The organism is Sporacetigenium sp. TC11 (genome assembly GCF_058146105.1).
Window position 1 is genome coordinate 137,857 of the sequence record NZ_JBYVNY010000007.1, and the last position, 25,773, is coordinate 163,629.

Sequence of the window (25,773 nt, forward strand, 5' to 3'; positions counted from 1 at the left end):
AATGCTGTACACTATCTATAAACCAATCTTCCTTATGTATATTTATTTTAACATAATAACTATATAATAGTTCATTTTGTAACTAAATTTGGATTTTATCTTATAATTAAATAAGGGAGCAATAAGCTCCCTCAATAAAATTATTGTTTTGTATATATTTTAGAATCTGGTATAGTCTGAAATATTTTTCTAAATCCTCTATTCTCAAGATTTAAATACATTACCAAGGTTTCTCCTTCGAAATTTATCTCTTCTGAAATCATCTCTATAGCCTGTGGGTATTTTTCTTCATCAGCATGCCATGGTAAATCTAATAAAACTCCAAGTACGTATAAAAGTTCATCTTCAGTATGCTTTAGTTTTTTCTTAACTAAATAAGCTTCCTTTATTACAGGGTATTTTTTTAGTTGTACTTCAAGTTTGTAAATATTTCTTTCATCAAGATTATGTGGAATATATTCATCATCTATATTTAAAACACTTTTTTCTTCTTCAATTTCTTCAAGGTGTAGTGACTCATTATATGCCATTTCATAGTATTTTTCAGCTTCACTTTCTTTACCTTGAGAAACGAGAAAACTATATATAATTTCACAACCATCTATTATATATTCTTGATCTAATTCCATAGCTTTTTTAATATAATTTATACCACTTATATCTTCTTTTTCAACTAAAATCCTACCTAATGCAAAGTTTCCTGGTGCAAAATTTGGATATTCCTCAACATGTTGAACATATAGGGGTAGTGCAATTTCGCTTCCTTCAATAGCTTCTGTTAGATAGGACATATCCCATTTTTCTTCCTCATTTAACTTGTCTTTTTTTCCAAGTTCTAATAATCTTCCTTTTCCCTCTTTAAACATATTATGTCTTTCTATCCATTCTTCTCTTACGTCTTCTTGCCAAATCATATTTATCTTATCTATATAGTTTTGGATATTTTTTCCCAATAACCATATTGATGATTCTGAATTACTTGGTATAAAAGGCTCAATACAAATAGATTCTAGACGTTGCTTTAATGTTGGATGGGTATCAAAAATATCATTTTTTCCTTTTAAAGCTTCATTTATCCACTTTTTAGATATTTCATCATCTATATTGTCGCCAAAACTATTATTTAATTCCCTATATACAGAATGTGGAGGTTCACTTTCATCAACAATTCTTTTATAAACATTACTCCAAAATACTTCATCGATATATCTACCTTTAATATGTAAATTTATAAGGGCTGAAGCTGTATCATTAGGCCCTACTGCTTGTACTGAAAACCTATCTGCTTCATATTCATTTTGCCTTCTAAGGATAAATGAATATACTTCATATTTTGGCACATACCAGTCGAAAAACCATCTAAATATAAATGCACCTTTACTATTCTTCTTTTGAAATTCTTCCCTAATGTTATACCAAGTTATTCTCATTCTATAAATCCAATTTCCAAATTTACCATGATAATGTGATATATGTCCTATTTCATGGGCAAGTACAGCTTTAAGCTCTTCCTTAGATAAAGCCATCATAAGTGGAATACCTATTGTAAGATAACTTCTATTTCCAAATACTGAAAATACCGGTAGTTGTTGAACTGAAGCATTAAACTCATCATCAATAATAACTTTATGTATCTTTGATGCATTTGTATCTCTTCTTATCTCTTCAATAATATGAAAAAGTTCTGATGATTCTTCTTTGTTTATTTCTATACCTTGCGGCTTAGGTATTTTTACTAATAAAGATTTAATTATTAAATAGATTATTGAAACAAGTATAACCAATATGTTTCCCATTCCAATTGTTATATCTGTAGTTACTCCAATGTAGAACATTCCTAAAATAGCTCCTATTAATATTAAAAGAATTAGTCCAATATAGGAATATCCAAGCATAGTAAATAAATATAATCTTAGTTTATACATACCTGGATTTTGATTAGCCAAGACCTCTATTTTCTTTATTTTTTTCTCAAATTTGTCCATAACTGCACCTACCTTTTATAATGTCTATTATTTAAATACATTATATCATCGGCATGCGTTTTTTTGTATATGGTATATATTTAAAAGGCTATGTTAACTAATTTGGTTGTTCATGTATTTATTTCTTAGTATAGGTTATATATAGATATATTATAGGACTAGGAGGTATAAGTATGGGATTAGATAAAACTTTAGAAAAACAAGTAAAAACATTAAATACTTCTGAACTTGAGGAACTATTTAGCCTTATAGGTTCTTTGCTTACTACAAATACTTATTCCTCCGAACTTAATAGAGAAATACAAGAAATAAAATTCTTTAAAGGTGAAATATGTCCTAGATGTAATAAAAGTCATATTATCAAATACGGCAAAAGATATGATAGAGAAAGATATAGATGTAAAACTTGTGGGAAAGTTTTTGATGAAAGAACTTCTTCTGTGATTTCTAGCACAAGACTACCTCTTGAAACATGGTTTAGATATATAAACTTATTAGTAAATAAGGCTACAATAAGAGAATGTGCAGAAGAATTACATATAAGCCTTAAGACATCATTCTTTATGCGTCATAGAATTTTAGATTGCTTGAGTGTAATACTTGGTAAAGGCTATGTTAGTGGAGTTATAGAAAGTGATGAAACATATTTTAGATTATCGTTTAAAGGTAATCATAGCAAAGGTAATAGATTTGTCATGCCTAGAAAACCTCATAAAAGAGGTGGTCAAAAACAAGGTAAAAGTTCAGGTAATAAATTAAGAGGAATATCTCACGAGAAAGTTTGTGTAGGCATATGTATTGATAGAAAAGGTGGGATAATCTCAAAGAAATTATACACTGGTAGAGTTAAATTTTCTCATTTGAAAGATTTCTTCAACAATAAAATTGAAGAAGGCTCTACTCTCTGTGTAGACTCTCATAAGTCATATATAAAGATTCCGACAGTTTTTAATGTTAGTCTTAAAAGAATAGATAGTGGTAAATATACTGATGGAATTTACCATATTCAACACGCAAATAGTTTTCATAGTCGCTTAAAAGGTTGGACTAGAGATTTTAATGGAGTATCAACCAAATATCTTCAAAACTACCTTACTTGGTTTAAATGGTGTGAAATTACAAAGAAAGAAAAAGATATATCTAAAATGAAAGAATTATTTTTAGGATTAGTCACTACTGAAAACTACTCCACCATCGAAACAATAAGAAATAGATATATAGAATTAACTTGAAACACTTTTGCATAACAGTTAGTATTGTAAATATGTAGAAGATGATATATACAGTTTAACTAGATATTTTTAATAGTTGTATAAAACTCTATAATGTGCTTAATTTATTATAACTACCTAATGAACTAAATATAATTTAGTAAAACCAATATAAAAAGGGGGGATTTTATTGGAATTTATTAAATCTATTGTAAAAAAACATAGCAAAACTATAGTTATTATAGATATTATTTTACTGATATTTTCTATAGGCTTTGGAAATAGTACATTTTTGAATGGAATAGTTATTTTCTTACTATTTCTTTTATTGGGATTTATGCCCGAAGAGGCTTTTGATGATGAGAAAGACAAAAAATAATTCGCAATTTTTATGTGATACACAGTAGTATAATACTGAGAACGAAAGAATAATTGATACTATTATAGTTGATGCTTAAAACATAAGTTTTTGAATATTACAGTATTTCATAGAGTGAACTTTTAATTATCATCACAATATATTATTATATAGGAGGTTTGTGTATGAATTTATTAAGAGATAAGTGTTCGAATTTTATAAGAGGTAATAAACACAGATTGTTAGTTTTACCTATTTATATCTTATGGGTAATTGTATTTGATTTAGTACTCGGTTTATGCATACCAGATTTATGGGATAGGCTTGTTGCTTGGTCTAAAAAAACTAGTTAAGATATGTGTAAATATTCATAGTTTATAAATAATACGAATAAAAAGAAGAAGGATACAGTCTGGATTAATATCCAGCCTGTATCCTTCTATTGCTTTAATTATTTATGTTAACAACCAAATTGTTTAACAGAGCCATTTAAAACTAATCAAAATCTCCCTGATTATTGTGTTGTACTAATGGCCTTATTTATTTCATCTAATGTTTTTCCTATCTCATCTTTTATAGAAATTACTTTGCTAGAGGTAGAATAAGGAGTATCGGTATAATTTATTATAATTATTTTAGCATTTTTAGGAGTATATTCTATGAGGCTTGCTACAGGATATACAACTAAAGATGTTCCTAACACCAATAGACAATGACAATTAGATACATTATTTATAGCTTCCGAGAATAAAGGTACATTCTCATCATATAAAACTATATCCGGCTTTATTAAGCCTCCACATTCACATCTATAATCTTTTAAGTATTGTTCTTGAGAATAAATCTTCTCGCAAATTAAACAAGTTCCCGTGTTAACATTCCCATGTATATGTAATACATTTTTACTGCCAGCTAATTGATGTAAATTATCTACATTTTGGGTTATAATACTTGAGATATATCCTTCTTCTTCCCATTTTGCTAATATTTCATGAGCTATATTTGGTTTAAACTTATGAAATACGAAAAATTCTTTGAAAAACTTATAAAACTTTTCAGTATTTCTTAAGAAATATCCTTTAGATAAAGCTACTTCGGGAGTAGTTGAATATATTCCATTTGATGATCTAAAATCTGGGATTCCAGACAAAGTACTAATTCCTGCTCCTGTTAATACTACTGTATTTTTTGATTCTTTTAAGATCTTCGCTATTTCTAAATACTTATTATCCAATATACTCACATCCTTTTTATTATTATATCCTTAAATATTAGGCTATGTTAGATAAAATATGAGTATATAAAATTTTATTTCGTAATATATAAAAAATATAATAACTCCAAAAAAATTATTAATATCAACATTTGCATTTTTAAACATTATAATAAAGGCATCACATCTACAGATATGATACCTTTATTATATATTTATCTAGCAAAATAGTTATTTATTATATCTTGACTAAGCTTTTGTTCAACTTCTATTATTTCTTTTACGATTTTATCCCTAGAATATACAATAACAGATTTATCGTAATCATTTATTTTATATAAACTAATTTGTTCTTTTGTACTTTTTTTAAATGCTTCTATATTTCCATATTTTAGATTATAGTTTTTATTAAATTCATCTATATTTTTTCCCATAAGTTCAGACTTAGTTTTTTCTAAATTAAAATCATTATAATCTATGGCTTTTGAATTATTGTAGTAGTTTATTATATATTCTGTGTTCTTGTATTCATTTTTAGGAATTTCTAAGAACTCCTTTATCTTTACTTCATTTATTTTATCTTTTTGTGCATAAACATAAAGTGCATTTTTTTCATCTTCTATTTCTCTATAAATAAATTCTTTTACTATAGGTATTTTATTAATTTCCTCTTTTTTATCAAAATCAGTTATATCTACAAAGTTAATTTCTTTATTATCAACATAATATGTAACTATATTAGGCTTATCTAACTTGACAAATAAATAATTTACATCTTTGCCTATTAATTCATCGGTGTTTTTTGAAAAGTAGTTCACATCTTTTACTGTATTTTTTTGTTCATCATTTTCATTTTTTGTAACTGACTTATTTGTACATCCAACTAAACTAAGGGTAATTAAAAAAACTGCTATTACCTTTTTTATCATCTTTCCACCTCCACATTAACTTAAGATATATTATTTTGTTAATTCTCAAAATTTATTATCCATAATATTCCTATAACCTTTTATAAATTATTGACTACTATGTAATATATAGCAACGGTTTATCCTTCTACATACATCAATAGATGCCATAAGGTTTTTTAAATTGACCTTTTTTTAAAATATAGTACAATGCATAACTAATTTAAATTTAATAATAAACTCTAGAAAACCACACATGTAGTGCTCCTTTGCGCGTAAATCTGATTACGGTACAAAGGGCTATATGTGTTTTTTTTGTTGCCAAAAATAGGTTAAAAGTTATTTGAGTAAAAGAAAAGAATAAAAAAGTGTTAATTAGAGTTTATATATGCGAGGTAATATATGATTAGATTTGAAAGAAATGCACAACTAGATATGGCAATGAAAAACCTTATGATATCTATGCTAGATATGAATGACTACCTCTCATCTATCCTGAATTATATGGGGGAGATTCTTACTCCTAAGAAAGAAAAAGAACTATTAGGAATACTTGAAGAGTATAATATCCCTTATAAAAATCTGAGATACGATGTGAAAATTCTGACTGAAAATCCATATTTCAGGGATATCAAACTCGAAAGTGTTCATTCTCAAAGTGTAAGGTATGAGAAAGACACCATAAAAAAGAGAACTTTAATAAACATGGATTTCCATAAACCTTTAGGGAAATATCTATTTCATCACCATCCCATGGGATACTTTGAAACAGACATTGATTTACCAGTCCTGAAGGAAGGCTATGATAAAGTATGGATGTCACCTACTATTAGTGAAATTGAGAGAGGCCATGGGAATTGTATGACTATGGGACTTGGAATCGGAGTCCTTCCTTATCTTTGGTTGCTAAAAGATGAGGTAGAAAGTGTAACTATAGTTGAATTTAACAAGGATGTAATTGATTTGTTTGAAAAGTACATTTGAACTCAGTTTAAAACTAATAAAAAACTAGAAATTATTCATGGCAATGCCTTTGACTATTATAACGAAGACTTCCTAAATAAATTTGATTATGTCTATGTGGATTTTTGGGAATCTAATGGAGATTGTTTAGATTTTTATACAAGACTTATGGAAAAAAGAATCGACCTAAATCATATCGACTACTGGATTGAGGATTCCATACTTTATGATATAAAGTATATAGTAGCGCCATACCTTTTTACCTTGTATCAAGGTAAAAGTATAGCCAATTTTATCTCATCCCTTGATGATGAAACTAAAGAGTTTTCTAAAAAAGTAAACAGATACTTTAAGAGTAGGAATGATTTAATAAGAACAGAAGATCAACTACTAGATATCATAAATAAAAAAGATGTTTTAAGAGAGATACTCTCTCAATAGAAAATTAACATATAAAAATGACTTACAACAAAATCAGGAAATTTATATAGGATTTAACTTTATAAGGTATATGATTATATAATTTGGTAAATATTATTTATTGATTGTCGTTAACAAAGGAGGCTAAATTGATGAAAACTCGTGTAGATAAGGATTTATGTATTGGATGTGGATTATGCCCATCTATGTGTCCAGAAATATATGAAATGGATGATGATGGATTGGCTATAGCTAGAAATCCCGAAGTAGAAGGTGATTTAGCTGATTGTGCAAAAGAAGCAGCAGAATCTTGTCCCGTTGATGCAATATCAGTTGAATAAAAAAAGAGTGTGTTTTCAACTAAAACACACTCTTTTTTGTGTTGTTTCTATTATGATTTTTAGTGCGATTTTATAATTTGCATCTCAAAAGTAAACCCGTTAGTATTATATATAGTCTTTTTTTACTGCGCAATATCTATAAAATCAAATTTAGCAACATCGAATAACCCTTTGTCAGTTATTTTTAAATTTGGAATTACAGGTAAAGATAAGAAAGATAAAGTTAAAAATGGATTAAAACTTATATTAGGTGCTATTTCACTTATAGCACTATGAAGTTTATCAAGGTCGTATATAACTTCTTGTGAACTTCTACTAGTCATAAGTCCTCCAATTTCAAGTTGCGTAGAAGCAAGTACCTTATTATCTTTAACTACTATTATTCCTCCACCCATCTTTCTTAGTTCATTTACTGCAAATATCATATCTTCATCATTGCATCCACTTACAATAATATTGTGAGAATCATGTGCTATAGTAGTAGCAATTGCACCTTCTTTTATACCTAACCCATTTATAATACCTAATCCGATATTTCCAGTACCTTTATGGCGTTCTATAACTGCTATCTTAATTAAATCTTTTTCTATATTAGAAGCAAATTCTTCATTATAATCAAGTTTATCAATATCTATTTTTAAGTGGTTGCTCTCTAGTTTATTTTGTATAATTCCAATAACATTTAACTTAGTCTTATTTTTTAAAGTTATAGTTAAATCTTCTTTATTTATATCTAAAATATTAATACTGTTTTCTATATTATATATATAATTTTCCTTTTTCTCATTAACCAAAACTTTATTATCTTTTACTACTAACTTCCCATTTTTATAAACAGAATTTATCTTAAATTCCTCTAAATTATCTAATATTATAAAATCAGCTATAAATCCAGGTGCAATAGCTCCTATATTTTTCAAGTTATAACACTCTGCAGTATTTAATGTAGCCATTTGTATAGCTGTTTCTGGTTTCAGCCCGTATTTGATAGCCATCTTAATTGAATTATCTACACTACCATTTTTTATTAAATCATCTATATGCTTATCATCTGTACAAAAACAAACTCTTCTAGAGTTAGCTATACTAGTAGCTTTTATTAGTTCATTAAGGTTCTTTGCAACAGTTCCTTCTCTTATAAGGACATACATTCCTCTTCTTAATCTATCTATAACTTCTTCTTTAGTATGACACTCATGGTCTGTTGTAATATTAGCTGTAGTATAAGCATTAATCATAGTTTCATCAAATCCGGCTCCATGGCCATCAATTACTAATCCATTTTGTTTTGCATCCCAAAGTTTATTAATCATGTTTTCTTCACAGTTTAATACAGATGGATAACTCATGACCTCAGCCAACCCCAAAACCTTATTGTCCTTATATAAAGGTAATAGGTCATTACTTTCTAGTTTTGCTCCACTACTTTCAAAGCTAGTTGCCGGAACACATGAAGATAGCATAAAATAAAAATCTAAAGGAAGATTCTCGCTTAAATCCATCATAAGTTTTATACCCTTAACCCCTAAAACATTTGCTATTTCATGTGGGTCTGTAATCATTGAAGTTATTCCATGAATAATTGCCCCTTTGTAGTATTCATTCGGTGTTATTAAAGAAGACTCTATATGTGCATGAGCATCGATAAGCCCTGGGCATATGTATTTATTAGTACCATCTATAACTGTTTTTCCATCATAATTTCCAATGCCTACAATATAACCATTGTTTATAGCTACATCACTAATAAAGGTATCATTTTGAAATACATCTATAATTTTTATATTTTTAATAACCAAATCACATATTTCATTTTTTATTGCTGCTTTGATATTTTGTACGAATATTTTTTTGTCCATAGTAATCCACCCTCAATAAATATTTAACCTTCGTGGATTATATTCTTCATAGTCATACTATTTAAGGTAGTACGGTAGATACGCTCAAACCATATTTTCGAGCTTATACGAAGGTTATTTTTACTATTATATTATTCTAAATTATCTTTGTCAAAGTATTTAATTTAATGTAGAAGGTGATTTAGCTGATTGTGCAAAAGAAGCAGCAGAGTCTTGCCTTGTTGATGCAATATCAGTTGAATAAAAAAGGAGTTGCATTAGCAACTCCTTTTTACTATTTATAAATTTATTTCCTCATATCATTAAATACAGATCTTAATTTCATTGTAGACTTTAATGACGAATCTACAATTACAAAAGCAAGTATTATAAATCCAATATATTTTCCAGATATTATATTTAATAGTGAAAGAAATCCTACAATAGCATAGAAAAGTCCTTCTATTAAATACAACAACTTCTTAGATTTTATGTATTTTTTCATAGCTTCATCATTAATATTTATTTTATTTTTATTGCCATATCGAATTGCTGAAAAGATAAGTGTTATACCTAGCAAAACCAAAACTAAACTCAATATTTTTATAGTCATTTCTTGCCTCCCGTAATGTCATAATTTAGTTTTATTATAATATATAAAGATTACAAATTGTAGTTAAATTAATCTGCTATTAAATTAATTTTATCTACAATACTATCAATTATTGAATCTATATCTCCATAGCCATTATATATAACGTGAATTACAACATCTCCTTTAGAGACATATACGTCCTTATATATATCAGATTCCCAAACAAGTAAATTATCTAACTCTTTGTGATTTATCTTTCTAAATTTTTTATTTTCATCTCCAGTATTATATCTTTTCATCAAATCAGAAATAAGGTCATTAGACATAGTCCCAAATCTAAGCTTATACACCTTTGTATAAATATTTGGTGAGTACTCTGCATTTCCATCTTTCCACTTTTTATTTGAAACAACACCTTGCTCATCAGATTCATATTGTATTGGTGATAACAAGCTCCAATCACGGGTGTACCTATTACCCCAATCAACATTGTCTTCTATGTATGATTTTTCTCTAACTAAATTAGGATCTTTTTCTATATCTTTTAATCTTATAATAGGTAAATCAATATTATTAATTGGCAATGTTTTAACATCACTAATTATAATCTCAGTCAAAGAAATTAAAATTGGAGTAATAACAACTATAGAATAAAAAACATTACTAATACAATTTAATCTATAACTCTTCTCCCATTTAGCATTATGATTAATAGGGTTGCCTTGTTTAAGACTTTTTCGCAAAAAGCTAATACCTATAGCCCCATTTATTGTACTATATACTGAATTTGCTATTGGTATAATTAATACAATTTGGGAAATAGCATTCCCATCTACCAAAGATAAAGTAGGTGTATTATCAATAGTCCAATTATAATAAGTCATACCTATAAAAATAACAATCCAAATTATACTTCCTAAAGCACTAGATCTAAATTTTTTGTTCAATTTTTCTAATGTATGAGATTGTTCATCAGGGTCCATATAAAATTCAGGTGCATTTATGTAAGCAGGTGATGAGAAAACATGAAACTCATTATAACTTGTAACATAGTCCCATCCCATCTTAGAATAACTTTCCTTTTGTTCTGCTGTTATATCATCATCTTGTAATACATCTATTCTATATCTCATTTCTTTAGATTCACCTTTTACAAACTTAGTAAAATACATTCCAGTATGTTTTAGGTGAAGCCCCTGTAAAGCCATATCTTCAAACCAACTCTCATGTTCGCCAATACGCCAATAATTACTAAAATTTAATTTATACACACTCTTACTTATTAGAATCACCTTCTTTTTTCTTATTAGTACTATTTCTAACATATCAAAAACAAACAGTTATGTAAATAAAAAAACTACTTGGAATCCTATACGTTTTTATAAATTATTGAATAATAACTTCAAACTATACTTGGAAAATCAGCTTTTACCAGCGGATTAGTACTTCTGCCAGGTGCATTATTAATGGCAGTTATGATGGTAGTGTCTGGGCGTCTATTTGATAAATATGGTTTAAAAAAGTTAGCAATACCTGGAATTATTTTATTGATTATTTCTACTTTCCCTTTTGCAAATTTGCATAAGGATGTATCCACTATGTATATTACTGTGCTATATGCAATTAGATATATTGGAATTGCCCTTGTTATAATGCCAATGCAAACAGCTGGAGTGAATGATTTACCTAATAAACTGCTGCCACATGCAAATGCTGTTGTTAATACAGCAAAACAAGTAGCAGGATCTATTGGATCTGCAATATTAATAACTATAATGTCTAATGTTGCAACTTCTAATGCTCCAGCTAAGTCTCTTGCTAAAACAAATATGGAGCTTTATAATTTGGGAATGTTAGATGCTGCAATAAAAGGTATGAATACTACATTTATATTTGTTATAGCTTTAACTATAATTGCTTTAGTTGTATCATTCTTATTAAATGATAAAAAGAAAGAGAACAGTCCTGCTATAACTAATGATGTAGAACAGCTTGCATAACTGTAAATAGTAAAAGAGAGTGTTTTACACTCTCTTTTTTGTTTAATACATAGTAATATTACCTTAATACTATTAGTTACTTTTTTAGTATACATATATATCTGAGAATTCAATGTTTATTTTCTCAATTATATTACTTTGAAAATTTTCATTACTATTTTCAACACAACATTCTGTTGTTTCAGATATAGGTAATTCAATAATAAATTCGCTACCTAAACCTTCTATACTTTTTAGTGTTATAGTTCCTTTATGTAGTTCAACTAAAGACTTTACAAGAGATAAACCAATTCCACTTCCTTCTGTATTTCTTGTAAAAGACTTGTCAGCTTGTCTAAACTTTTCAAAGACGAAACGCTGTTGTTCATTAGAAATACCTATTCCATTGTCTTTCACACTTATAATTACGCTATTTCCCTTATCATAAATATCAATATTTATAGTACTATCTTCTCTTCTAAATTTAATGGCATTAGAAATTAAGTTTAGAATTATTCTCTCTACAGCATCCAAGTCAAAATTTAGATATTTTTCTTCTACATCTGTATCAAATATTAAAGTCATACCGTGTAATTCTATATAACTTGCAACAGATTGTGCAATATCTTCTACTACTGATACTATGTTATTATATGTTAAGTTTAATGACAAAAATCCTTCCTCTATCTTAGTTGAATCTATTATATTGTTAACTAGTCTCAAAAGTCTATAGCAATTTTGCTTTATTATTGAATTATATTTTTTTATAAATTCATCATTAGAATTTGACTCTACTACTTGAAGTGCACTATAAATAACATTTATTGGAGTTCTAAGTTCATGAGATAAATTTGCAAAAAACGCTGTTTTTAATTTTTCACTTTCTTGGGTTTCATTTAATAATTTTACAGCTTTCTCAGCTCTTTTTCTTTCTGAAATATCATACATAACACCTAAATAAGAATTATTTTCTTTTGGTTCTAAAGGAATGCATTTAATTTCAACATCTTTTATTTTTCCATCGAAGTCAATTATTTCATATTCTCCAAAATTAATAATAGGATTAATACTATTTTCTTGATCCTTTAGTTTTTTTGTTAAATCATCTAAGTGATGTTTTGGAAATAGTTCAAAAGGAGTTTTCCCTATTAATTCTTTTTTACTTTTTGCTCCAAAGAGTTTTATAGCTGCTGTGTTTACATATGTAATTTTGTAATTTTGTCTACAAATAACTGCATCTGGCAAAAATTCTATAAGAGCTTTATAATTATTTTTGCTAATATTAAGTTTTTCATTAATTTCTTCAACTTTAGCTCTTTCTTCATTTAAACTAGTAATAGCTTTTTCCAATTCTATCGTTTTGAATTCAAGTTCTATATTTTTACTATTTAAATCATCAAAAATAGCTTTTAAAGGTTTTCTTATTATATTTTCAACCAGAGCTTTATATAAAAAGTAAAAAGATATAAATTTTAAGATATGAACTAATATATCAGCATCATGGTAAACAAAGTCATTTATAATGAACATATATCTTACTACAATTGATGATATTAAGTATACACTTAAGTAAAACGCTGTTTTTTTACTAAAATATGATTTATTTTTGATAAAAAGTATAGTAGATAAAACCATACACAAAATTACTATGTATCCAGAGATAACAGAAAACGTAGTTTTTCCATAACCAACAATAAAGCATGTTGGAAAATAGTTTGTTGAAAAAATTATATGTAATAAGAATAAAGAAAGAAATGTATAAAAATAAAGTACTACATACTTATTAAAACTTTTATATAAAAAAATGAAGGACGTTAATATTGATAGTGCTTCTACAAGTCTAAAAGCTATATTTAACTGAGCAGATATATTTATTAATTCTTTTCCATTATACATAGAACTCATATAAGTCATTGCATGTAGAAAATTAAAAAACGATACAAATCCAAATACAATTCCTAAAAAAAGAAAGTATTTATTTCTCGATGTTTCATAGGAATTGATGACAATTATAACAAAACTAAAACATATAGCTGTGTTTAATGTTTCAATCATACCGTGAGATACTATATAATCTACAGTTCCTACATATAAAACAAATAGTAAAAAAATTATTAATATAATGTATTTATGAATATCATATTTGCTTAATATACCTTGTGATTGAAAATGCCTTGAGAACTTTTTGTCAACAGCTTCCATATTCATACCCCCACAATTATATTTTAGTATAATAATCTTTTACCTTATTCTATATTATTCTACAATTTACTTAAAATTCCTCCTTTATATTCAGAATATTTTATGTATTCTGTCTATTTCTTTTGTATAATAAAAAGGTCCAAGCATTATTGCTCAGACCATGTTGTATCTTTGTTTATATCTTTGTAAAAATTAGCTATACGCTACTATTTCTTCATTTACAGAAGATTCTGAAACGTTCTCACTATAACTTAGATAGAACAATTAAAAAGGAGTCCTTATGGACTCCTTTTGATATCTATGCAGCTGTTTCGTTCTGTTCTTTTGTGCGTCCAACTGGATTTAATTCAAGTACAATTAATTTTTCACTTTGTAACTCTTCATAAGTTATTTCATCTATCAAATTTAATTTCATTAAGTCTTCTTCTGTTGTAGGTGCTGGGTATTTTCTACGTCTTAGACTGCCGTATCTTTTCTTATTATAATGACCCCATGCCGAAAGCAATATATACATTGATACAAATAAAATAATACCTATCTTAATAATATACCATATATCATTATTAGTCATTTTGAAAATAGTTTTGAATAATGCTGGAAATTCATGATTAAGAGAAAATAGGGAGTCTACAAAGAAGTATACTACAGTTAAACAATAAGTCCACACTAACAGTGTAAATAACCCAACTATGACTTCTTGCCACCAAGATCGTTTTGATTTTATGATAAATGATTTGTTTAATTGGATTTGCGCGTTCCTCTGTCTGGACTTGACCATGTGGCATAGCCCCCCTTCACTCTACTTTTGATAGCTTTAGGTAAAGCGAACATTACAATCAATGTATTTAGTATCCAATAAATAAATGGATACCAAGCTCCCCATAAAAGGTAAGGTGAAATGTTGTCGTATTTACTATCTATTATACATGATATTATCAATTGTATCAAACATAAGAAAACTAAGCAAAAAGATGAAAAAGTGAACCATATCAATACTTCCATGATATTTTTTGCCGTTATTAAGTAATAAACTGTTACAATTATCCAGGAAAAATTCCAAAAAAGACTAGCCCATTGTTCATAATAAATTGGCCACAAACGGCGATGGCGCCAATCAAGTATTATTCTCCAATGGCGAAATATTACTTCTTGCCCTCCCTGTGCCCAACGAATCCTTTGTCCCCAAATTCCTTTAAGAGTTTCAGGTACTAACATCCAACAAAGGGCCCTTGGTTCATAACGTATATCCCAAAATTTTTCTTGTAATTTCCAAGAAACAGATATGTCTTCTGTTATCATATCGTGATCCCATAACCCTACATCAACAAGTGCTTTTTTTCTAAAAGCCACACAAACTCCAGAAACTGTCATTACCTTTCCCCAAATTCTTTGTGCTCTTTTTATAATACCAATAATTGATGCATATTCAACAATTTGAAGTTTAGCTAGTAATGTATCTCTATTTCTAATCCTCGGATTCCCAGTCACAGCCCCCAACCTTTCACCTCTGTGTAAAAAATGATAAATCAAATAATGAGCTGCATAAGGATCCAGTATTGCATCTGAGTCAACACATACTAAATACTCAGCTTTTGAAGCAAATGTTGCTAACTTAAGGGCAGTTGCTTTGCCACGATTTTCTCTACAATCTATGACTTTTAGACTATCGTATTCTTTTTCCAATCGACGTAATATTTCTCCCGTTTTATCCTTGCTACCATCATTTACTGCAATAATTTCCTTATTCTTATAAGCTATTTTGTCCATATAATAAATAGTTTCTTCTACCGTACCTTCTTCGTTATAACAAGGTATTAATATGCTAATCATAGGCCAGTCAGTTTTATCAATTTCTAAATCTATAGGATGTTCTCTTTTTCTTATAAATACTATACAACCAGCAATCCAAAATAAAGACATTACAAAGGTATACCAAAAAACGTAATTTGACAAGAAATCAATAAATTTATTCATTCGTATTACCTCTTTATATATCAAATTGAATAATTATCTTTATTCTATGTGCATATATTTATCTGTTTTGAAGTAATATATTCAATATTTGTATATATTGTCTTTATCTTTACTTGTGCTGGACATAACTCATGACAACACATACATTCAATACAAGCACTATAATCAATTTGTTTAGTATCTATACCGGTCAACTTTCTACACACATATTGCACACTTACATATTATATTCAATTAAGCTAACTATAGATACCTAATTAAAAAAGTCACTAGAATTAATCTAGTGACTCCTTTTCTAATTTGTTGCTTTTGCCAAACATTCTTTGCTTTCAACTTTTATATTAAATATTTCATCAACTAAATTTTTAACTAAACTAGGAACTACTTCATAAGAATAATCAACTAAAATTCTTTCAGTAAATTTATGTGCATCTCTTCCGTGTGGTCCGTAGTTTATAACTGGAACATTAAGCTTTTTGATTTCATCTAATGGAAGAGTGTACCTATATCCAAGTGATGGCATATTAGGTTTTAAGTAATCCATAACCTCTTCTGCATCTTCTAGTGCAAAGTAACTTAGGTCAGATAAACCTTGGAAGTATTTTTGCTTTTTAATTTCTACTCCATACTCATTATTTGCTTTTTCTATTATTCTATCAGCTGCTTCTATTAGCTTTCTATCAAATTCTCTTTCTTCATTAAGCCCAACGTGAGGATAATATGGTGGAGCAAAGAATATTACTATCATAGGACTTCTATCTTTAGAAAATTTGTGTACTTCTGCAACTACATTAGAACTAACTCCTCTTTCATCTAGAGTTTCATCTTCTAACCAAACCTTTATCATTTTATCTATATGATTTTTGAATTCTTCTCCGTTATGAGCTAAAACTTGGTTATATAGCTCATCAAAAGTTAAAACTTTAATATCAAACTTAGGTTCTTTTAAAGGTAGCCTCGATAGTCTTTTATAAATTTCTGCTTTTTCCTTAACCTTTTCATTAGCAGCTTTTATTGCTTCATTTGCTACTTTTGTAAGTCTCTCAACAGCTTCTTTTGGATTCATCTTCATTGTTTGAAGATTATAATACATAACTCCCGCTACTGGTGTTTGAACGTTGTAAAGCTTCTTTGTATCTTCATATTTTAGGCAAGTAGGAGGCATTGTAACTTCACCATCTACTTCTTCACATAAATCTGTACTTACTTCTAATCTAGATAATAACTCTCCTGCTATAAGGTTTGCATTAAGTCCTGATAAAGATTCTCCTACGTGAGTTTCCTTACCTACTATATAAAATCCTGGAAGCAATTTTCCTACTGTTCCAAGATATATATATTTGTTATCATCTCCAGGATATGATGCAAAGTCAGGTTCACAGTTTAAAACAGCTAGAGGCTCTAAGTTGTATTTTTCTATAACTTTGTTAGCAAAAGGAATTGCAGCAATTGCCCCTTCTGAGTTAGTTTCTTCATCAGGTACAGCAAGTAACATTATATTACCTTCAAAGTCTTCTACTTGACTATAATATTCAAGTAAAGACATTTGTATAGCAAGACCTGTTTTCATATCCATTATCCCTCTACCAAATAGCCATTCACCAGATAATAAATCATTTCTAGAATCTTCATCTAATGCATCTGGGTTTAATCTCTTTGTGTATTCATATGGATTAAATATATATTCTTTTAAACTTCCAGCATCATCTACTCCAACTGTATCTAAGTGTGCAACTGTTAAAAGAGTTCTAGGACTTTCTTTTTTGCCTCTCATTAATGCACATACAGCAAATCTATTTAATTTATCATTTAATGGAACTAAATTTAAGTGTTCAGGATTTTGCCTATAGTATTGTAGTTCTGATAATTTATTGTATATAAGTTTAGCCATATCACTTTCTTTTCTTGTTCCTGAAATACTTTCTTGAGCTACTAAATCAAACGCTAACCCCTTTAGACCTTCTTTATTATTCCATTTCATATATATATATATCCCCCTTATTATTTATACCAATTCCTTTTTATTATCATTTTTATACATAAGCTCTTTGTTACCAAAAAACTCTTTAGATAATCTTCGAACTTCTGGAGAAAGTTTTAAAACTCCTATTATATTTGCAATTATTACTCCAGCTAGTGTGAAGTCTAGAACAACTACTAAAGTATTTAAATTCCAAACAGCTCCTAAAAATATAAATGCAAGATATACAACTCTCATCATTTTTGAAAATTTAGTTCCAAATAGGTACTCAGCTTGTTTTTCACCATAAAATATTATTACTATTATAGTAGAAAGAACAAATAATAACATACATACTGTTAAGAACCCTCCACCTAAACCATTTCCATATACACTTTGGAATGCTAATGAAGGCATTGTAGCAGCTTGAGATGATTCTACTGTATTCCATACCCCAGTAGTTAATACTAATAATCCAGATATAGTACATATGAACATAGTACTTACTATAATTTCAAATATTCCCCATAAACCTTGTCTTGCTGGATGATCCGTAACTGCTGCACTATGTGCTATTGTAGATGTGCCCATCCCTGCTTCATTAGAATATGCTCCTCTTGCAGCGCCAGCTTTGATAGTCGCCGCTACTACAGAACCAGTAAACCCTCCAACAGCGGCCATAGGTTTGAACGCTCCTTCAAATATAAGAGCAAAAGCCTGAGGTATACTAGCATAATTGATAGCTATAACTATAAGTGCTAATAAGAAATATGTAACTGCCATAAATGGAACCATTTTTTCTGTAACTTGACCTATTCTTTTTATTCCACCATATACAATAGCCCCTACTATTAAAACTAATATAACTCCTGATATCCATCCTGGTACATTAATTGTAGCTGCACTTTGAACAACTGAAGCTGCTTGCAATCCCACTGATGGAGCTATTTCTATCATAAGGAAAAATGCAAATATAGTTCCTAATAACGGAAGTTTTGCACCATCTCTTAAATAATACATAGGTCCACCTACAAAATCTCCATCTTCATTTTTCACTCTGTATTTTATACCTAAAATTATTTCAGAGTACTTTAGGGCACATCCGAACATAGCAATTAGCCACATCCAAAATATTGCTCCAGGACCACCTGCCGCTATAGCTAAAGGAACCCCAACTATATTAGAAGCACCTATTGTTGAAGCTAGTGCAGAAGTTGCAGCCTGAAACGGCGACACAGTTCCATCCCCACTTCCCTTTGTGAACATTTTTCCAAATGTTTGTTTAAGTATAAAAGGCAAATACCTAAACTGAAAAAATCCCAGTACGAATGTCATTACTATGCCTCCACCCACAAGCAAAAGTAATACTGGATAAGTCCAAAGCCAAGATGTAATGTTGGTGAATAATTCAACCATAAAAAAAATACCTCCCCCTGATTTTGTTTTTATATTTAAGGAAACTATGTTCCTATAAATATCGTATTTAAAATCGTATATTTTTTTAATTAAATCAAATATTTGGAAAACTCTTCTTAAAAGTATTTTAATACAGTAATTCAAAAATAAGAACTTGATTTTTCAGTATGATTATACTTCATTTTTCTTTCTTTTCTAAATATTAAATTGTTTATATATATAAATTCATTTGCTTATTGTATTTTCATATAAAATTTCGATTTTATTAAGTTTTTTACAAAAAAAAAGAAGCAGTTAAAAATATAACTTCAATAAAAAATTTTTCATTATAAAAAATTTTTTAACTGTGCAGTATTTTTTCTACTTCATATAATAAAATTTTAATTCTTAATGAATAATAACAACAATAACTGCAAATAACAATAATAGAACTTAATACATAAAGGAAGCTCTATTTTTACATTATTAAAAACTCTAAATTACTATATACCCAATGTTCTGCATCTAGATCTCCTGCTATTATTTTTATTAGTTCATATGTATCTTTAGAAATAAACACCTTTTCTTCATATATCCTTGAACATAGATGCTTTAAAGATGATTCATAATCCTCAGATTCTAAAATCTTTTTAGCTATAATTATATCCTCAAATGGTAATATATTTATCTGACTTAATAAGTTAATAATCTTTTTATCTATTTCCACAATTCACACCACCTTATTTAGCTCCCTGCTGCAGTTTTTTTCATCTAACAACCCTTTGTTTAAGTCTAGTTATAGTATACCTATAAGGCATATAAATTACTCCTATAGACTTTTCCATTGTTTTAAAATTCCTTTTTTATATCCTTTATTACATCTACGATTATTAGTTACAATTTCAATGGCTTTTTTAAATAATTTTATATATACCAACAAATTTTCATAAAATAACATAATATATGTTCGTATTTTAGGTAGTATTTTTTCGTTTAAGCTTGAACATAAAAAAAGAGGCAATTAAGACGATTTTAAGTCGTATTAACTGCCTCTTTTAATTTCTTGCCAAAGAACAATATTAGAATCTAAAATCTCGTTTTCCACCCTTTAATTCTGTAAGATGCTCTTTTGTTATTGTTTTAACCTTTTCATTAGGTATCTTTTCAACTTCCTCAATAATTAATGCTTCACCATTTTCCTTTGTGTCATTAGAAGCATAGTCCTCTAAATATTCTTTAAGAGTCATCAAAGCATTTGGCTGACAACAATTTGCAATCTGTCCTGATTTAACAAGTTGCATGAAACGGTCACCAGTTCTTCCTTCACGGTAACAAGCAGTACAGAAACTTGGAATATAATTCATCTTTAAAAGCCAGTTCACTATTTCGTCCAGTGTACGATTATCATTAACATCAAATTGTGCAGAATTATCATCTTCTAATTCAGGTTCAACATAACCACCAACACTAGTTCTAGAACCACCACTAATTTGTGATATACCTAATTCAAGTACACGTTCACGTGTTTTCTGAGATTCACGAGTAGATACAATCATACCTGCATATGGTGCTGCAATACGAAGTATTGCTACAATTTTTGCAAAAATATCGTCTGATATTCCATTTGAAAAGTTTTCAGGATTAATATCATCTGCTGGGCGAATACGAGGAACACTTATAGTATGTGGTCCAACTCCCGTTGTAGCTTCTAAATGCTCAGCATGCATTAGTAATCCAACAAAGTCATATTTGTACATATTAAGACCAAATAAAACTCCAATACCTACATCATCGATACCAGCTTCCATAGCACGATCCATTGCCTCGGTGTGATATGCATAATCATGTTTTGGACCTGTAGGATGTAGCTCTTCATAAGCCTTCTTATTGTATGTTTCTTGGAAAAGTATATATGTTCCTATACCTGCATCCTTTAACTTTTTATAATTTTCTACCGTTGTAGCAGCGATATTTACATTTACACGTCGTATTTCTCCATTTTTATGTTTTATACTATATATTGTCTTGATACTTTCAAGGATATATTCAATTGGATTGTTTATAGGGTCTTCTCCTGCTTCTAATGCTAAACGCTTGTGTCCCATATCCTGAAGTGCAATTGTCTCTCTCCTAATTTCTTCCTGAGTCAACTTCTTTCTTGCTATGTTCTTATTATTATAGTGATATGGACAGTAAACACATCCGTTTACGCAGTAATTTGAAAGATATAAAGGAGCAAACATTACAATACGATTGCCATAATTTCTCTGTTTAATTTCCTTTGCAAGTTTAAACATTTTTTCATTTTCATCTTCTAAGTCACATTCTAACAATACAGCAGCTTCTCTATGAGTTAAACCCTTACGATCCTTTGCCCTTTCAATAAGGCTGCTTATAAGTTCACGATTGCTTTTATTTTCTTTAGCATAGTTAAGAGTATCCATAATTTCTTGATCACTAATAAATTCAGTTGCAATTTTAGACTTAATGTTATACATTAAAAACCCCTCCTATTTTGTCATTTACTCTCCAATAGAAACCTTTGAGTAAACTGTTTTGATATTTACATCGGGTAACATTCCTAATTTTCCAGAAAGAGCACTTATAACATTATTAGGTGCATCAATAACTACACTTATTATGTTAATACCTCGTTTTTCGTAGGGGATTCCCATTCTGCCTATAATATATTTACTGTATTCGTGCAGAATAGCATTTAAATTTTCTATTGAATCTTTGCTTTCAACTATAATTCCAATAATAGCCACTCTTGTTTCCATTTTTTTAATCCTTTCATTATAAAAATAAAAAAATCCTTGGCACCATAGAGGAACAAGGATAGCAAATAAATCGCAAGTAATCATAAAAACGATTTCCCCGAATTTATAACAACTATTCTCTCGCCTTCTAATTTGGGACTAACCCTCATTCATTCAGTACGATACTTTTTAATGTTAAATCTTAGATATTATACTTATGCTATTTATTATATCAGAATATCTATCACATTGCATCATTTTTTGACAAATTTTAAACAAACAAATTTTTACTTGCTTCCGCAATCGCTATAAATTCATTGTAACTTAGTGAGATTACATATAAATTATGCTATAATTTCCTTAAACTAAATCAGAATCTTATATTTTAATATAGAAAAGGAGATTATAATGAAAATAAATTTAATGCTTTTTGTATCATCAGTAAAAGACCAAAACGAGAAGAATATACAAGAGATGATGATGAAAACATTTGAATCTAATATTCGCCCTTTTGAAGGTGATATAATAGATGACCCTGGATTTGATCCAAAATTTCACAATGGATATGAAGTTGTAAAAGTTACTATTAATTATGCTTCTGATGAATGTTGGGTTTCTTTGACACCACTTGCCATAGAACTTGAAGAAATTAAAATAGAGATGTATATAGAGAAACTTAAAGCACACGGTTGGCGTATTATCTCAAAAGAGGAGAATTAATTCTCCTCTTTTGAGATAATAGTATATAAAAATTACGAATGTATACCATATAAATTCAGCAGGAATTTTTTCGAATATTTCACTTTCTTTAAGTCCATGATTTTATATTTTCTTAATAAAACTTTTGAATTTTACAGTTGAATCATAGTTGGAATGTGACTTGTATAGTTTAGAAAATCATTTACGATCTCATTTGTTTTGACTTTCATATACCCAGTAGTAGTCCCATCACTACATCCATACCACTCTTCCAGAAGTACATCCTTATCGAAAATAACTTTCACGAGATTGTCCTTGTCCATTAAAACACTAAATACTGTCGCAGCACCAATTTTTGTGCCCAAAATATTTTCCATCAGCTCAGCAGGAGCAAAGGATACACGAGAGATGCCCAGTGCATTGCTGAAATCCTTTGATTTAAATGGCTTATCTGCAGTAGTTACAAATAAATAAAACTCTGTTTTTTGCCTATTGCATAAGAATAACGTTTTTACCATTTGCATATCTAGTTTTTGATTGATAGATATACAATCCTCCATTGAAATTGCTTCATCAGTATCCACACGTTCAAATGAAATCTGTAACTTTTCCAGTGATTTGTAGGTCATTTCTTGTAGCGGAGACTTATATAAGTCTGGTGCTTTATCCATAATATAACTTACATAAAACATCTTTATACACCTTTTTCCTTTCTAAACTTGAATTTTTAACGACAATAGTATATCATATTCCCATGTATTACAAAACCGAATGTTTTTCATGTTATATATGACAAAATCACATAGAAAGGAGAAAGAGATATGAATATTCAAAAATATATGGCATTTGTAAAAGCAGTGGAATATGGGAGCTTTACAAAAGCTGCTGAAGCATTGAACTATACACAATCTGGCATCAGCCGTATGATTAACGATTTAGAAACGGAATGGGGTGTTTCTCTACTTGAAAGAGGGCGTGCAGGTGTCAGTTTAACCTCCGACGGTTTGAACTTACTGCCACAATTAAAAAGAATCTGCAATGAGCATGAAATATTAATAACACAAATCAAAGACTTACATGATATTCAGTCTGGGATAATTCGTATAGGAACATTTTCCAGCGTGGCAACCCATTGGCTTCCTAATATGATTAAGGTTTTTCAGAAAGAATACCCAAAAATTAATTTTGAACTACTGCTTGGTGATTATACAGAAATTGAAAACTGGATTTTAGAAGGACGTGTTGACTTCGGATTTTTGCGACTTCCTACAAAATCTGAACTCGAAACTATGTTTTTGGAACAAGACCGTTTGCTAGTAGTGGTTTCACAAGATCATCCGCTTGCTACCTGTGATAAGTTTCCAATTAGCGAGTTATTGAATACTCCGTTTATGCTATTGGAAAAGGGTTCAAAATCAGAAATTTCCGAAATTTTCGAGAAGCATAATATTTCACCCCAAATTCATTTCACAACATGGGATGACTATGCTATTATGTCTATGGTAGAAAACGGGCTTGGAATCAGTATATTACCTGAGTTAATTTTGCAACGTATTCCCTATCAAATAATAGTTAAAGAACTTGAGGTTCCTTCTTTTAGAAATATAGGTATCGCTATGAGAGATAAGAAATCACTTTCCCTTACATCAAGGCGATTTTTAGAATATTTGAAGTATAGAAATAAGGAGTTAAAATAAGTGAAAAACCCTCAACATTTTATCGAGGGTTTCATTAGCAAAGGATTTAATGAAATATTGTTGTGTCGCAATATTATACAACTATATACTAATATATAATTCAACTGAATATAAAGTAATACAGTTATCTAAATTGGTCAAACATTCCCCTAATATCCAATAATCCATAACCATAAGACACATTTGGATATGTTATATCTGGAAACTTTCTAGCTCCTTGCAACATAAATGATTTTATCATTTGATCATATGCTACATTAGGATTAGCTCCATCAACTAATACATACTCCAGAAACAATGCAACAGCTCCTGCTGCATGTGCTCCTGCTGCACTACTTCCTGTTATATTACTGTATCCACCACCTGGGTAAGTTGATATTATATTAACTCCTGGAGCTACAATATCTGGCTTTAACTTTTCTAATCTTGTTGGGCCTCTCGATGAAGATTGCCATATACTATTATTTACAGTATTGTATGTTCCTACTGTAATCATTTCATTTGATGATGATGGATAGTTAAGCGTTCCAAAAGGGTCTGCTTCTGAAAATTTAGTTCCAGACTGTAATAGAGACCTATTTGGTAAATACATATCATAATGCCCATCAACTATATAGTCTCCACTTAATCTAATTGTCCATATTCCCGGTTTTATATCTCTTAAAGTTATTATTGCTAACTCATCACCAGAGAAAAAATCAGGATATTTATAAAAAATTTCATATGTTGTAAGTTCATAATCAAATATTCCTGAAACTATAGCTAAATCTCTAACTGTTGATGTTTCACTTAATTCCCCCGATGGTGATATTATTAATACAGATATTTTATCAGGTCTTTTTCCCCAAAACTGAATCTGTATATCTCTTTCATTTGCTCCTACTTCTAATAATATATCTCTACTTTCTCCTTGTACTATAGTCCCTGAATAATGAGTTTGTGTATTACCTTCGTTTCCAGCTGCAGCAACAGTAACTACACCTCTATCTTCATAAAAAAGTAAGTTCTCAAATATAGTTGTTCCTGCTACTCCACCAAAATTACTTCCTAAAGATATATTTATAACTAATGGCCTCCCAAGCTCTACCGATTTAAAATATGCATAGTATATTCCTGCCATAATATCAGCCTTACTATAATATCCATTTATTTCTGCTAACTTTACTACTATAAGTTCTGAACCGGGTGCTACACCTACATATTGAGGATTCACCCTTCCTCTTCCACCTACTATTCCAGCTACTAATGTTCCATGACCATTTGTATCTTGTGATAA

25 protein-coding genes and 1 riboswitch are annotated in these 25,773 nt (G+C 29.1%); of the genes, 9 read left to right on the plus strand and 16 right to left on the minus strand.

Going from position 1 to position 25,773, the window contains the following annotated elements; genetic code table 11:
• Window positions 1-140: 140 nt before the first annotated feature.
• Complete coding sequence (locus tag ACUSRV_RS11580) at window positions 141-1,985, minus strand: M48 family metalloprotease (RefSeq protein ID WP_490142119.1); 1,845 nt, start codon at window positions 1,983-1,985, stop codon at window positions 141-143.
• Between the two features lie 173 nt (window positions 1,986-2,158).
• On the opposite strand from ACUSRV_RS11580, the gene ACUSRV_RS11585 reads away from it, so the two are divergent.
• From ACUSRV_RS11585 to ACUSRV_RS11595, 3 genes are all read left to right on the plus strand, one after another.
• Entirely contained in the window at window positions 2,159-3,217 is a 1,059-nt protein-coding gene (locus ACUSRV_RS11585; RefSeq protein ID WP_490142120.1) for an IS1595 family transposase, read from the plus strand.
• Window positions 3,218-3,386: 169 nt separating this feature from the next.
• A complete protein-coding gene (locus tag ACUSRV_RS11590) occupies window positions 3,387-3,575 on the plus strand; it encodes a hypothetical protein (RefSeq protein WP_490142121.1) in 189 nt (62 codons plus the stop codon).
• 164 nt (window positions 3,576-3,739) lie between these two features.
• Entirely contained in the window at window positions 3,740-3,907 is a 168-nt protein-coding gene (locus tag ACUSRV_RS11595; protein WP_490142122.1) for a hypothetical protein, read from the plus strand.
• A 161-nt stretch (window positions 3,908-4,068) separates the two neighbouring features.
• On the opposite strand, the gene ACUSRV_RS11600 is transcribed toward ACUSRV_RS11595, so the two are convergent.
• On the minus strand, window positions 4,069-4,788 hold the full coding sequence (locus ACUSRV_RS11600; RefSeq protein WP_490142123.1) for an NAD-dependent protein deacylase: 720 nt from the start codon (window positions 4,786-4,788) through the stop codon (window positions 4,069-4,071).
• A 194-nt stretch (window positions 4,789-4,982) separates the two neighbouring features.
• Window positions 4,983-5,696, minus strand: a complete 714-nt coding sequence (locus ACUSRV_RS11605; protein WP_490142124.1) for a hypothetical protein — start codon at window positions 5,694-5,696, stop codon at window positions 4,983-4,985.
• Window positions 5,697-6,077: 381 nt separating this feature from the next.
• Between ACUSRV_RS11605 and ACUSRV_RS11610 the strand changes: the two genes are divergently transcribed.
• The 3 genes from ACUSRV_RS11610 to ACUSRV_RS11620 all read left to right on the plus strand — a co-directional run bounded on the left by ACUSRV_RS11610 (window position 6,078) and on the right by ACUSRV_RS11620 (window position 7,399).
• A complete protein-coding gene (locus ACUSRV_RS11610; RefSeq protein WP_490142125.1) occupies window positions 6,078-6,659 on the plus strand; it encodes a hypothetical protein in 582 nt (193 codons plus the stop codon).
• Window positions 6,660-6,755: 96 nt separating this feature from the next.
• Complete coding sequence (locus ACUSRV_RS11615) at window positions 6,756-7,079, plus strand: hypothetical protein (protein WP_490142126.1); 324 nt, start codon at window positions 6,756-6,758, stop codon at window positions 7,077-7,079.
• Between the two features lie 131 nt (window positions 7,080-7,210).
• Window positions 7,211-7,399, plus strand: a complete 189-nt coding sequence (locus tag ACUSRV_RS11620) for a ferredoxin (RefSeq protein WP_490142127.1) — start codon at window positions 7,211-7,213, stop codon at window positions 7,397-7,399.
• A 122-nt stretch (window positions 7,400-7,521) separates the two neighbouring features.
• Here the strand turns inward: ACUSRV_RS11620 and ade are convergent, their stop codons facing one another.
• From ade to ACUSRV_RS11635, 3 genes are all read right to left on the minus strand, one after another.
• Entirely contained in the window at window positions 7,522-9,258 is a 1,737-nt protein-coding gene (gene ade / locus ACUSRV_RS11625) for an adenine deaminase (protein WP_490142128.1), read from the minus strand.
• A gap of 29 nt (window positions 9,259-9,287) precedes the next feature.
• A riboswitch (purine riboswitch) is annotated at window positions 9,288-9,389 on the minus strand.
• A 155-nt stretch (window positions 9,390-9,544) separates the two neighbouring features.
• Entirely contained in the window at window positions 9,545-9,850 is a 306-nt protein-coding gene (locus ACUSRV_RS11630) for a hypothetical protein (protein WP_490142129.1), read from the minus strand.
• A 68-nt stretch (window positions 9,851-9,918) separates the two neighbouring features.
• On the minus strand, window positions 9,919-11,103 hold the full coding sequence (locus ACUSRV_RS11635) for a DUF2812 domain-containing protein (RefSeq protein ID WP_490142130.1): 1,185 nt from the start codon (window positions 11,101-11,103) through the stop codon (window positions 9,919-9,921).
• Window positions 11,104-11,241: 138 nt separating this feature from the next.
• On the opposite strand from ACUSRV_RS11635, the gene ACUSRV_RS11640 reads away from it, so the two are divergent.
• The gene (locus tag ACUSRV_RS11640) at window positions 11,242-11,832 is read left to right on the plus strand and encodes an MFS transporter (protein WP_490142146.1); all 591 of its coding nucleotides are present in this window, start codon (window positions 11,242-11,244) and stop codon (window positions 11,830-11,832) included.
• 84 nt (window positions 11,833-11,916) lie between these two features.
• On the opposite strand, the gene ACUSRV_RS11645 is transcribed toward ACUSRV_RS11640, so the two are convergent.
• The 8 genes from ACUSRV_RS11645 to ACUSRV_RS11680 form a co-directional block, all read right to left on the minus strand.
• Complete coding sequence (locus ACUSRV_RS11645; RefSeq protein WP_490142131.1) at window positions 11,917-14,013, minus strand: sensor histidine kinase; 2,097 nt, start codon at window positions 14,011-14,013, stop codon at window positions 11,917-11,919.
• A 298-nt stretch (window positions 14,014-14,311) separates the two neighbouring features.
• Window positions 14,312-14,791, minus strand: a complete 480-nt coding sequence (gene pgaD, locus ACUSRV_RS11650) for a poly-beta-1,6-N-acetyl-D-glucosamine biosynthesis protein PgaD (RefSeq protein WP_490142132.1) — start codon at window positions 14,789-14,791, stop codon at window positions 14,312-14,314.
• Window positions 14,752-15,933 (minus strand): poly-beta-1,6-N-acetyl-D-glucosamine synthase, encoded by a 1,182-nt coding sequence (gene pgaC, locus ACUSRV_RS11655; protein WP_490142133.1) that lies wholly within the window; start codon window positions 15,931-15,933, stop codon window positions 14,752-14,754. The genes pgaD and pgaC overlap by 40 nt, the downstream gene beginning before the upstream one ends.
• A gap of 349 nt (window positions 15,934-16,282) precedes the next feature.
• Window positions 16,283-17,968: a M20/M25/M40 family metallo-hydrolase gene (locus ACUSRV_RS11660; RefSeq protein ID WP_490142134.1), complete on the minus strand. Its 1,686-nt coding sequence runs from the start codon at window positions 17,966-17,968 to the stop codon at window positions 16,283-16,285.
• 24 nt (window positions 17,969-17,992) lie between these two features.
• Window positions 17,993-19,363 carry an alanine/glycine:cation symporter family protein gene (locus ACUSRV_RS11665; protein WP_490142135.1) on the minus strand — a complete coding sequence of 457 codons (1,371 nt, stop codon included), beginning with the start codon at window positions 19,361-19,363 and terminating at the stop codon, window positions 17,993-17,995.
• 457 nt (window positions 19,364-19,820) lie between these two features.
• Window positions 19,821-20,069 carry a hypothetical protein gene (locus ACUSRV_RS11670; protein WP_490142136.1) on the minus strand — a complete coding sequence of 83 codons (249 nt, stop codon included), beginning with the start codon at window positions 20,067-20,069 and terminating at the stop codon, window positions 19,821-19,823.
• Between the two features lie 352 nt (window positions 20,070-20,421).
• Window positions 20,422-21,840 carry a [FeFe] hydrogenase H-cluster radical SAM maturase HydG gene (hydG, locus tag ACUSRV_RS11675; protein ID WP_490142137.1) on the minus strand — a complete coding sequence of 473 codons (1,419 nt, stop codon included), beginning with the start codon at window positions 21,838-21,840 and terminating at the stop codon, window positions 20,422-20,424.
• Window positions 21,841-21,864: 24 nt separating this feature from the next.
• Window positions 21,865-22,122, minus strand: a complete 258-nt coding sequence (locus tag ACUSRV_RS11680) for a TM1266 family iron-only hydrogenase system putative regulator (protein WP_490142138.1) — start codon at window positions 22,120-22,122, stop codon at window positions 21,865-21,867.
• 387 nt (window positions 22,123-22,509) lie between these two features.
• On the opposite strand from ACUSRV_RS11680, the gene ACUSRV_RS11685 reads away from it, so the two are divergent.
• The gene (locus tag ACUSRV_RS11685; RefSeq protein WP_490142139.1) at window positions 22,510-22,821 is read left to right on the plus strand and encodes a hypothetical protein; all 312 of its coding nucleotides are present in this window, start codon (window positions 22,510-22,512) and stop codon (window positions 22,819-22,821) included.
• A gap of 131 nt (window positions 22,822-22,952) precedes the next feature.
• Here the strand turns inward: ACUSRV_RS11685 and ACUSRV_RS11690 are convergent, their stop codons facing one another.
• Window positions 22,953-23,471, minus strand: a complete 519-nt coding sequence (locus ACUSRV_RS11690; RefSeq protein WP_490142140.1) for a prolyl-tRNA synthetase associated domain-containing protein — start codon at window positions 23,469-23,471, stop codon at window positions 22,953-22,955.
• A 150-nt stretch (window positions 23,472-23,621) separates the two neighbouring features.
• Between ACUSRV_RS11690 and ACUSRV_RS11695 the strand changes: the two genes are divergently transcribed.
• The gene (locus tag ACUSRV_RS11695) at window positions 23,622-24,497 is read left to right on the plus strand and encodes a LysR family transcriptional regulator (protein ID WP_490142141.1); all 876 of its coding nucleotides are present in this window, start codon (window positions 23,622-23,624) and stop codon (window positions 24,495-24,497) included.
• A 124-nt stretch (window positions 24,498-24,621) separates the two neighbouring features.
• Here the strand turns inward: ACUSRV_RS11695 and ACUSRV_RS11700 are convergent.
• Window positions 24,622-25,773: S8 family serine peptidase (locus tag ACUSRV_RS11700; RefSeq protein ID WP_490142142.1), on the minus strand; the 1,152-nt coding region annotated here is incomplete at its 5' end.

Excerpts from the sequence above, each read along its gene's own strand:
- ACUSRV_RS11580 (WP_490142119.1), bottom strand. The coding sequence starts at position 1,985 with ATGGACAAATTTGAGAAAAAAATAAAGAAAATAGAGGTCTTGGCTAAT.
- ACUSRV_RS11585 (WP_490142120.1), top strand. The coding sequence starts at position 2,159 with ATGGGATTAGATAAAACTTTAGAAAAACAAGTAAAAACATTAAATACT.
- ACUSRV_RS11595 (WP_490142122.1), top strand. The coding sequence starts at position 3,740 with ATGAATTTATTAAGAGATAAGTGTTCGAATTTTATAAGAGGTAATAAA.
- ACUSRV_RS11605 (WP_490142124.1), bottom strand. The coding sequence starts at position 5,696 with ATGATAAAAAAGGTAATAGCAGTTTTTTTAATTACCCTTAGTTTAGTT.
- ACUSRV_RS11610 (WP_490142125.1), top strand. The coding sequence starts at position 6,078 with ATGATTAGATTTGAAAGAAATGCACAACTAGATATGGCAATGAAAAAC.
- ACUSRV_RS11620 (WP_490142127.1), top strand. The coding sequence starts at position 7,211 with ATGAAAACTCGTGTAGATAAGGATTTATGTATTGGATGTGGATTATGC.
- ade (WP_490142128.1), bottom strand. The coding sequence starts at position 9,258 with ATGGACAAAAAAATATTCGTACAAAATATCAAAGCAGCAATAAAAAAT.
- ACUSRV_RS11630 (WP_490142129.1), bottom strand. The coding sequence starts at position 9,850 with ATGACTATAAAAATATTGAGTTTAGTTTTGGTTTTGCTAGGTATAACA.
- ACUSRV_RS11645 (WP_490142131.1), bottom strand. The coding sequence starts at position 14,013 with ATGGAAGCTGTTGACAAAAAGTTCTCAAGGCATTTTCAATCACAAGGT.
- pgaD (WP_490142132.1), bottom strand. The coding sequence starts at position 14,791 with ATGGTCAAGTCCAGACAGAGGAACGCGCAAATCCAATTAAACAAATCA.
- pgaC (WP_490142133.1), bottom strand. The coding sequence starts at position 15,933 with ATGTCTTTATTTTGGATTGCTGGTTGTATAGTATTTATAAGAAAAAGA.
- ACUSRV_RS11660 (WP_490142134.1), bottom strand. The coding sequence starts at position 17,968 with ATGAAATGGAATAATAAAGAAGGTCTAAAGGGGTTAGCGTTTGATTTA.
- ACUSRV_RS11665 (WP_490142135.1), bottom strand. The coding sequence starts at position 19,363 with ATGGTTGAATTATTCACCAACATTACATCTTGGCTTTGGACTTATCCA.
- hydG (WP_490142137.1), bottom strand. The coding sequence starts at position 21,840 with ATGTATAACATTAAGTCTAAAATTGCAACTGAATTTATTAGTGATCAA.
- ACUSRV_RS11680 (WP_490142138.1), bottom strand. The coding sequence starts at position 22,122 with ATGGAAACAAGAGTGGCTATTATTGGAATTATAGTTGAAAGCAAAGAT.
- ACUSRV_RS11685 (WP_490142139.1), top strand. The coding sequence starts at position 22,510 with ATGAAAATAAATTTAATGCTTTTTGTATCATCAGTAAAAGACCAAAAC.
- ACUSRV_RS11690 (WP_490142140.1), bottom strand. The coding sequence starts at position 23,471 with ATGGATAAAGCACCAGACTTATATAAGTCTCCGCTACAAGAAATGACC.
- ACUSRV_RS11695 (WP_490142141.1), top strand. The coding sequence starts at position 23,622 with ATGAATATTCAAAAATATATGGCATTTGTAAAAGCAGTGGAATATGGG.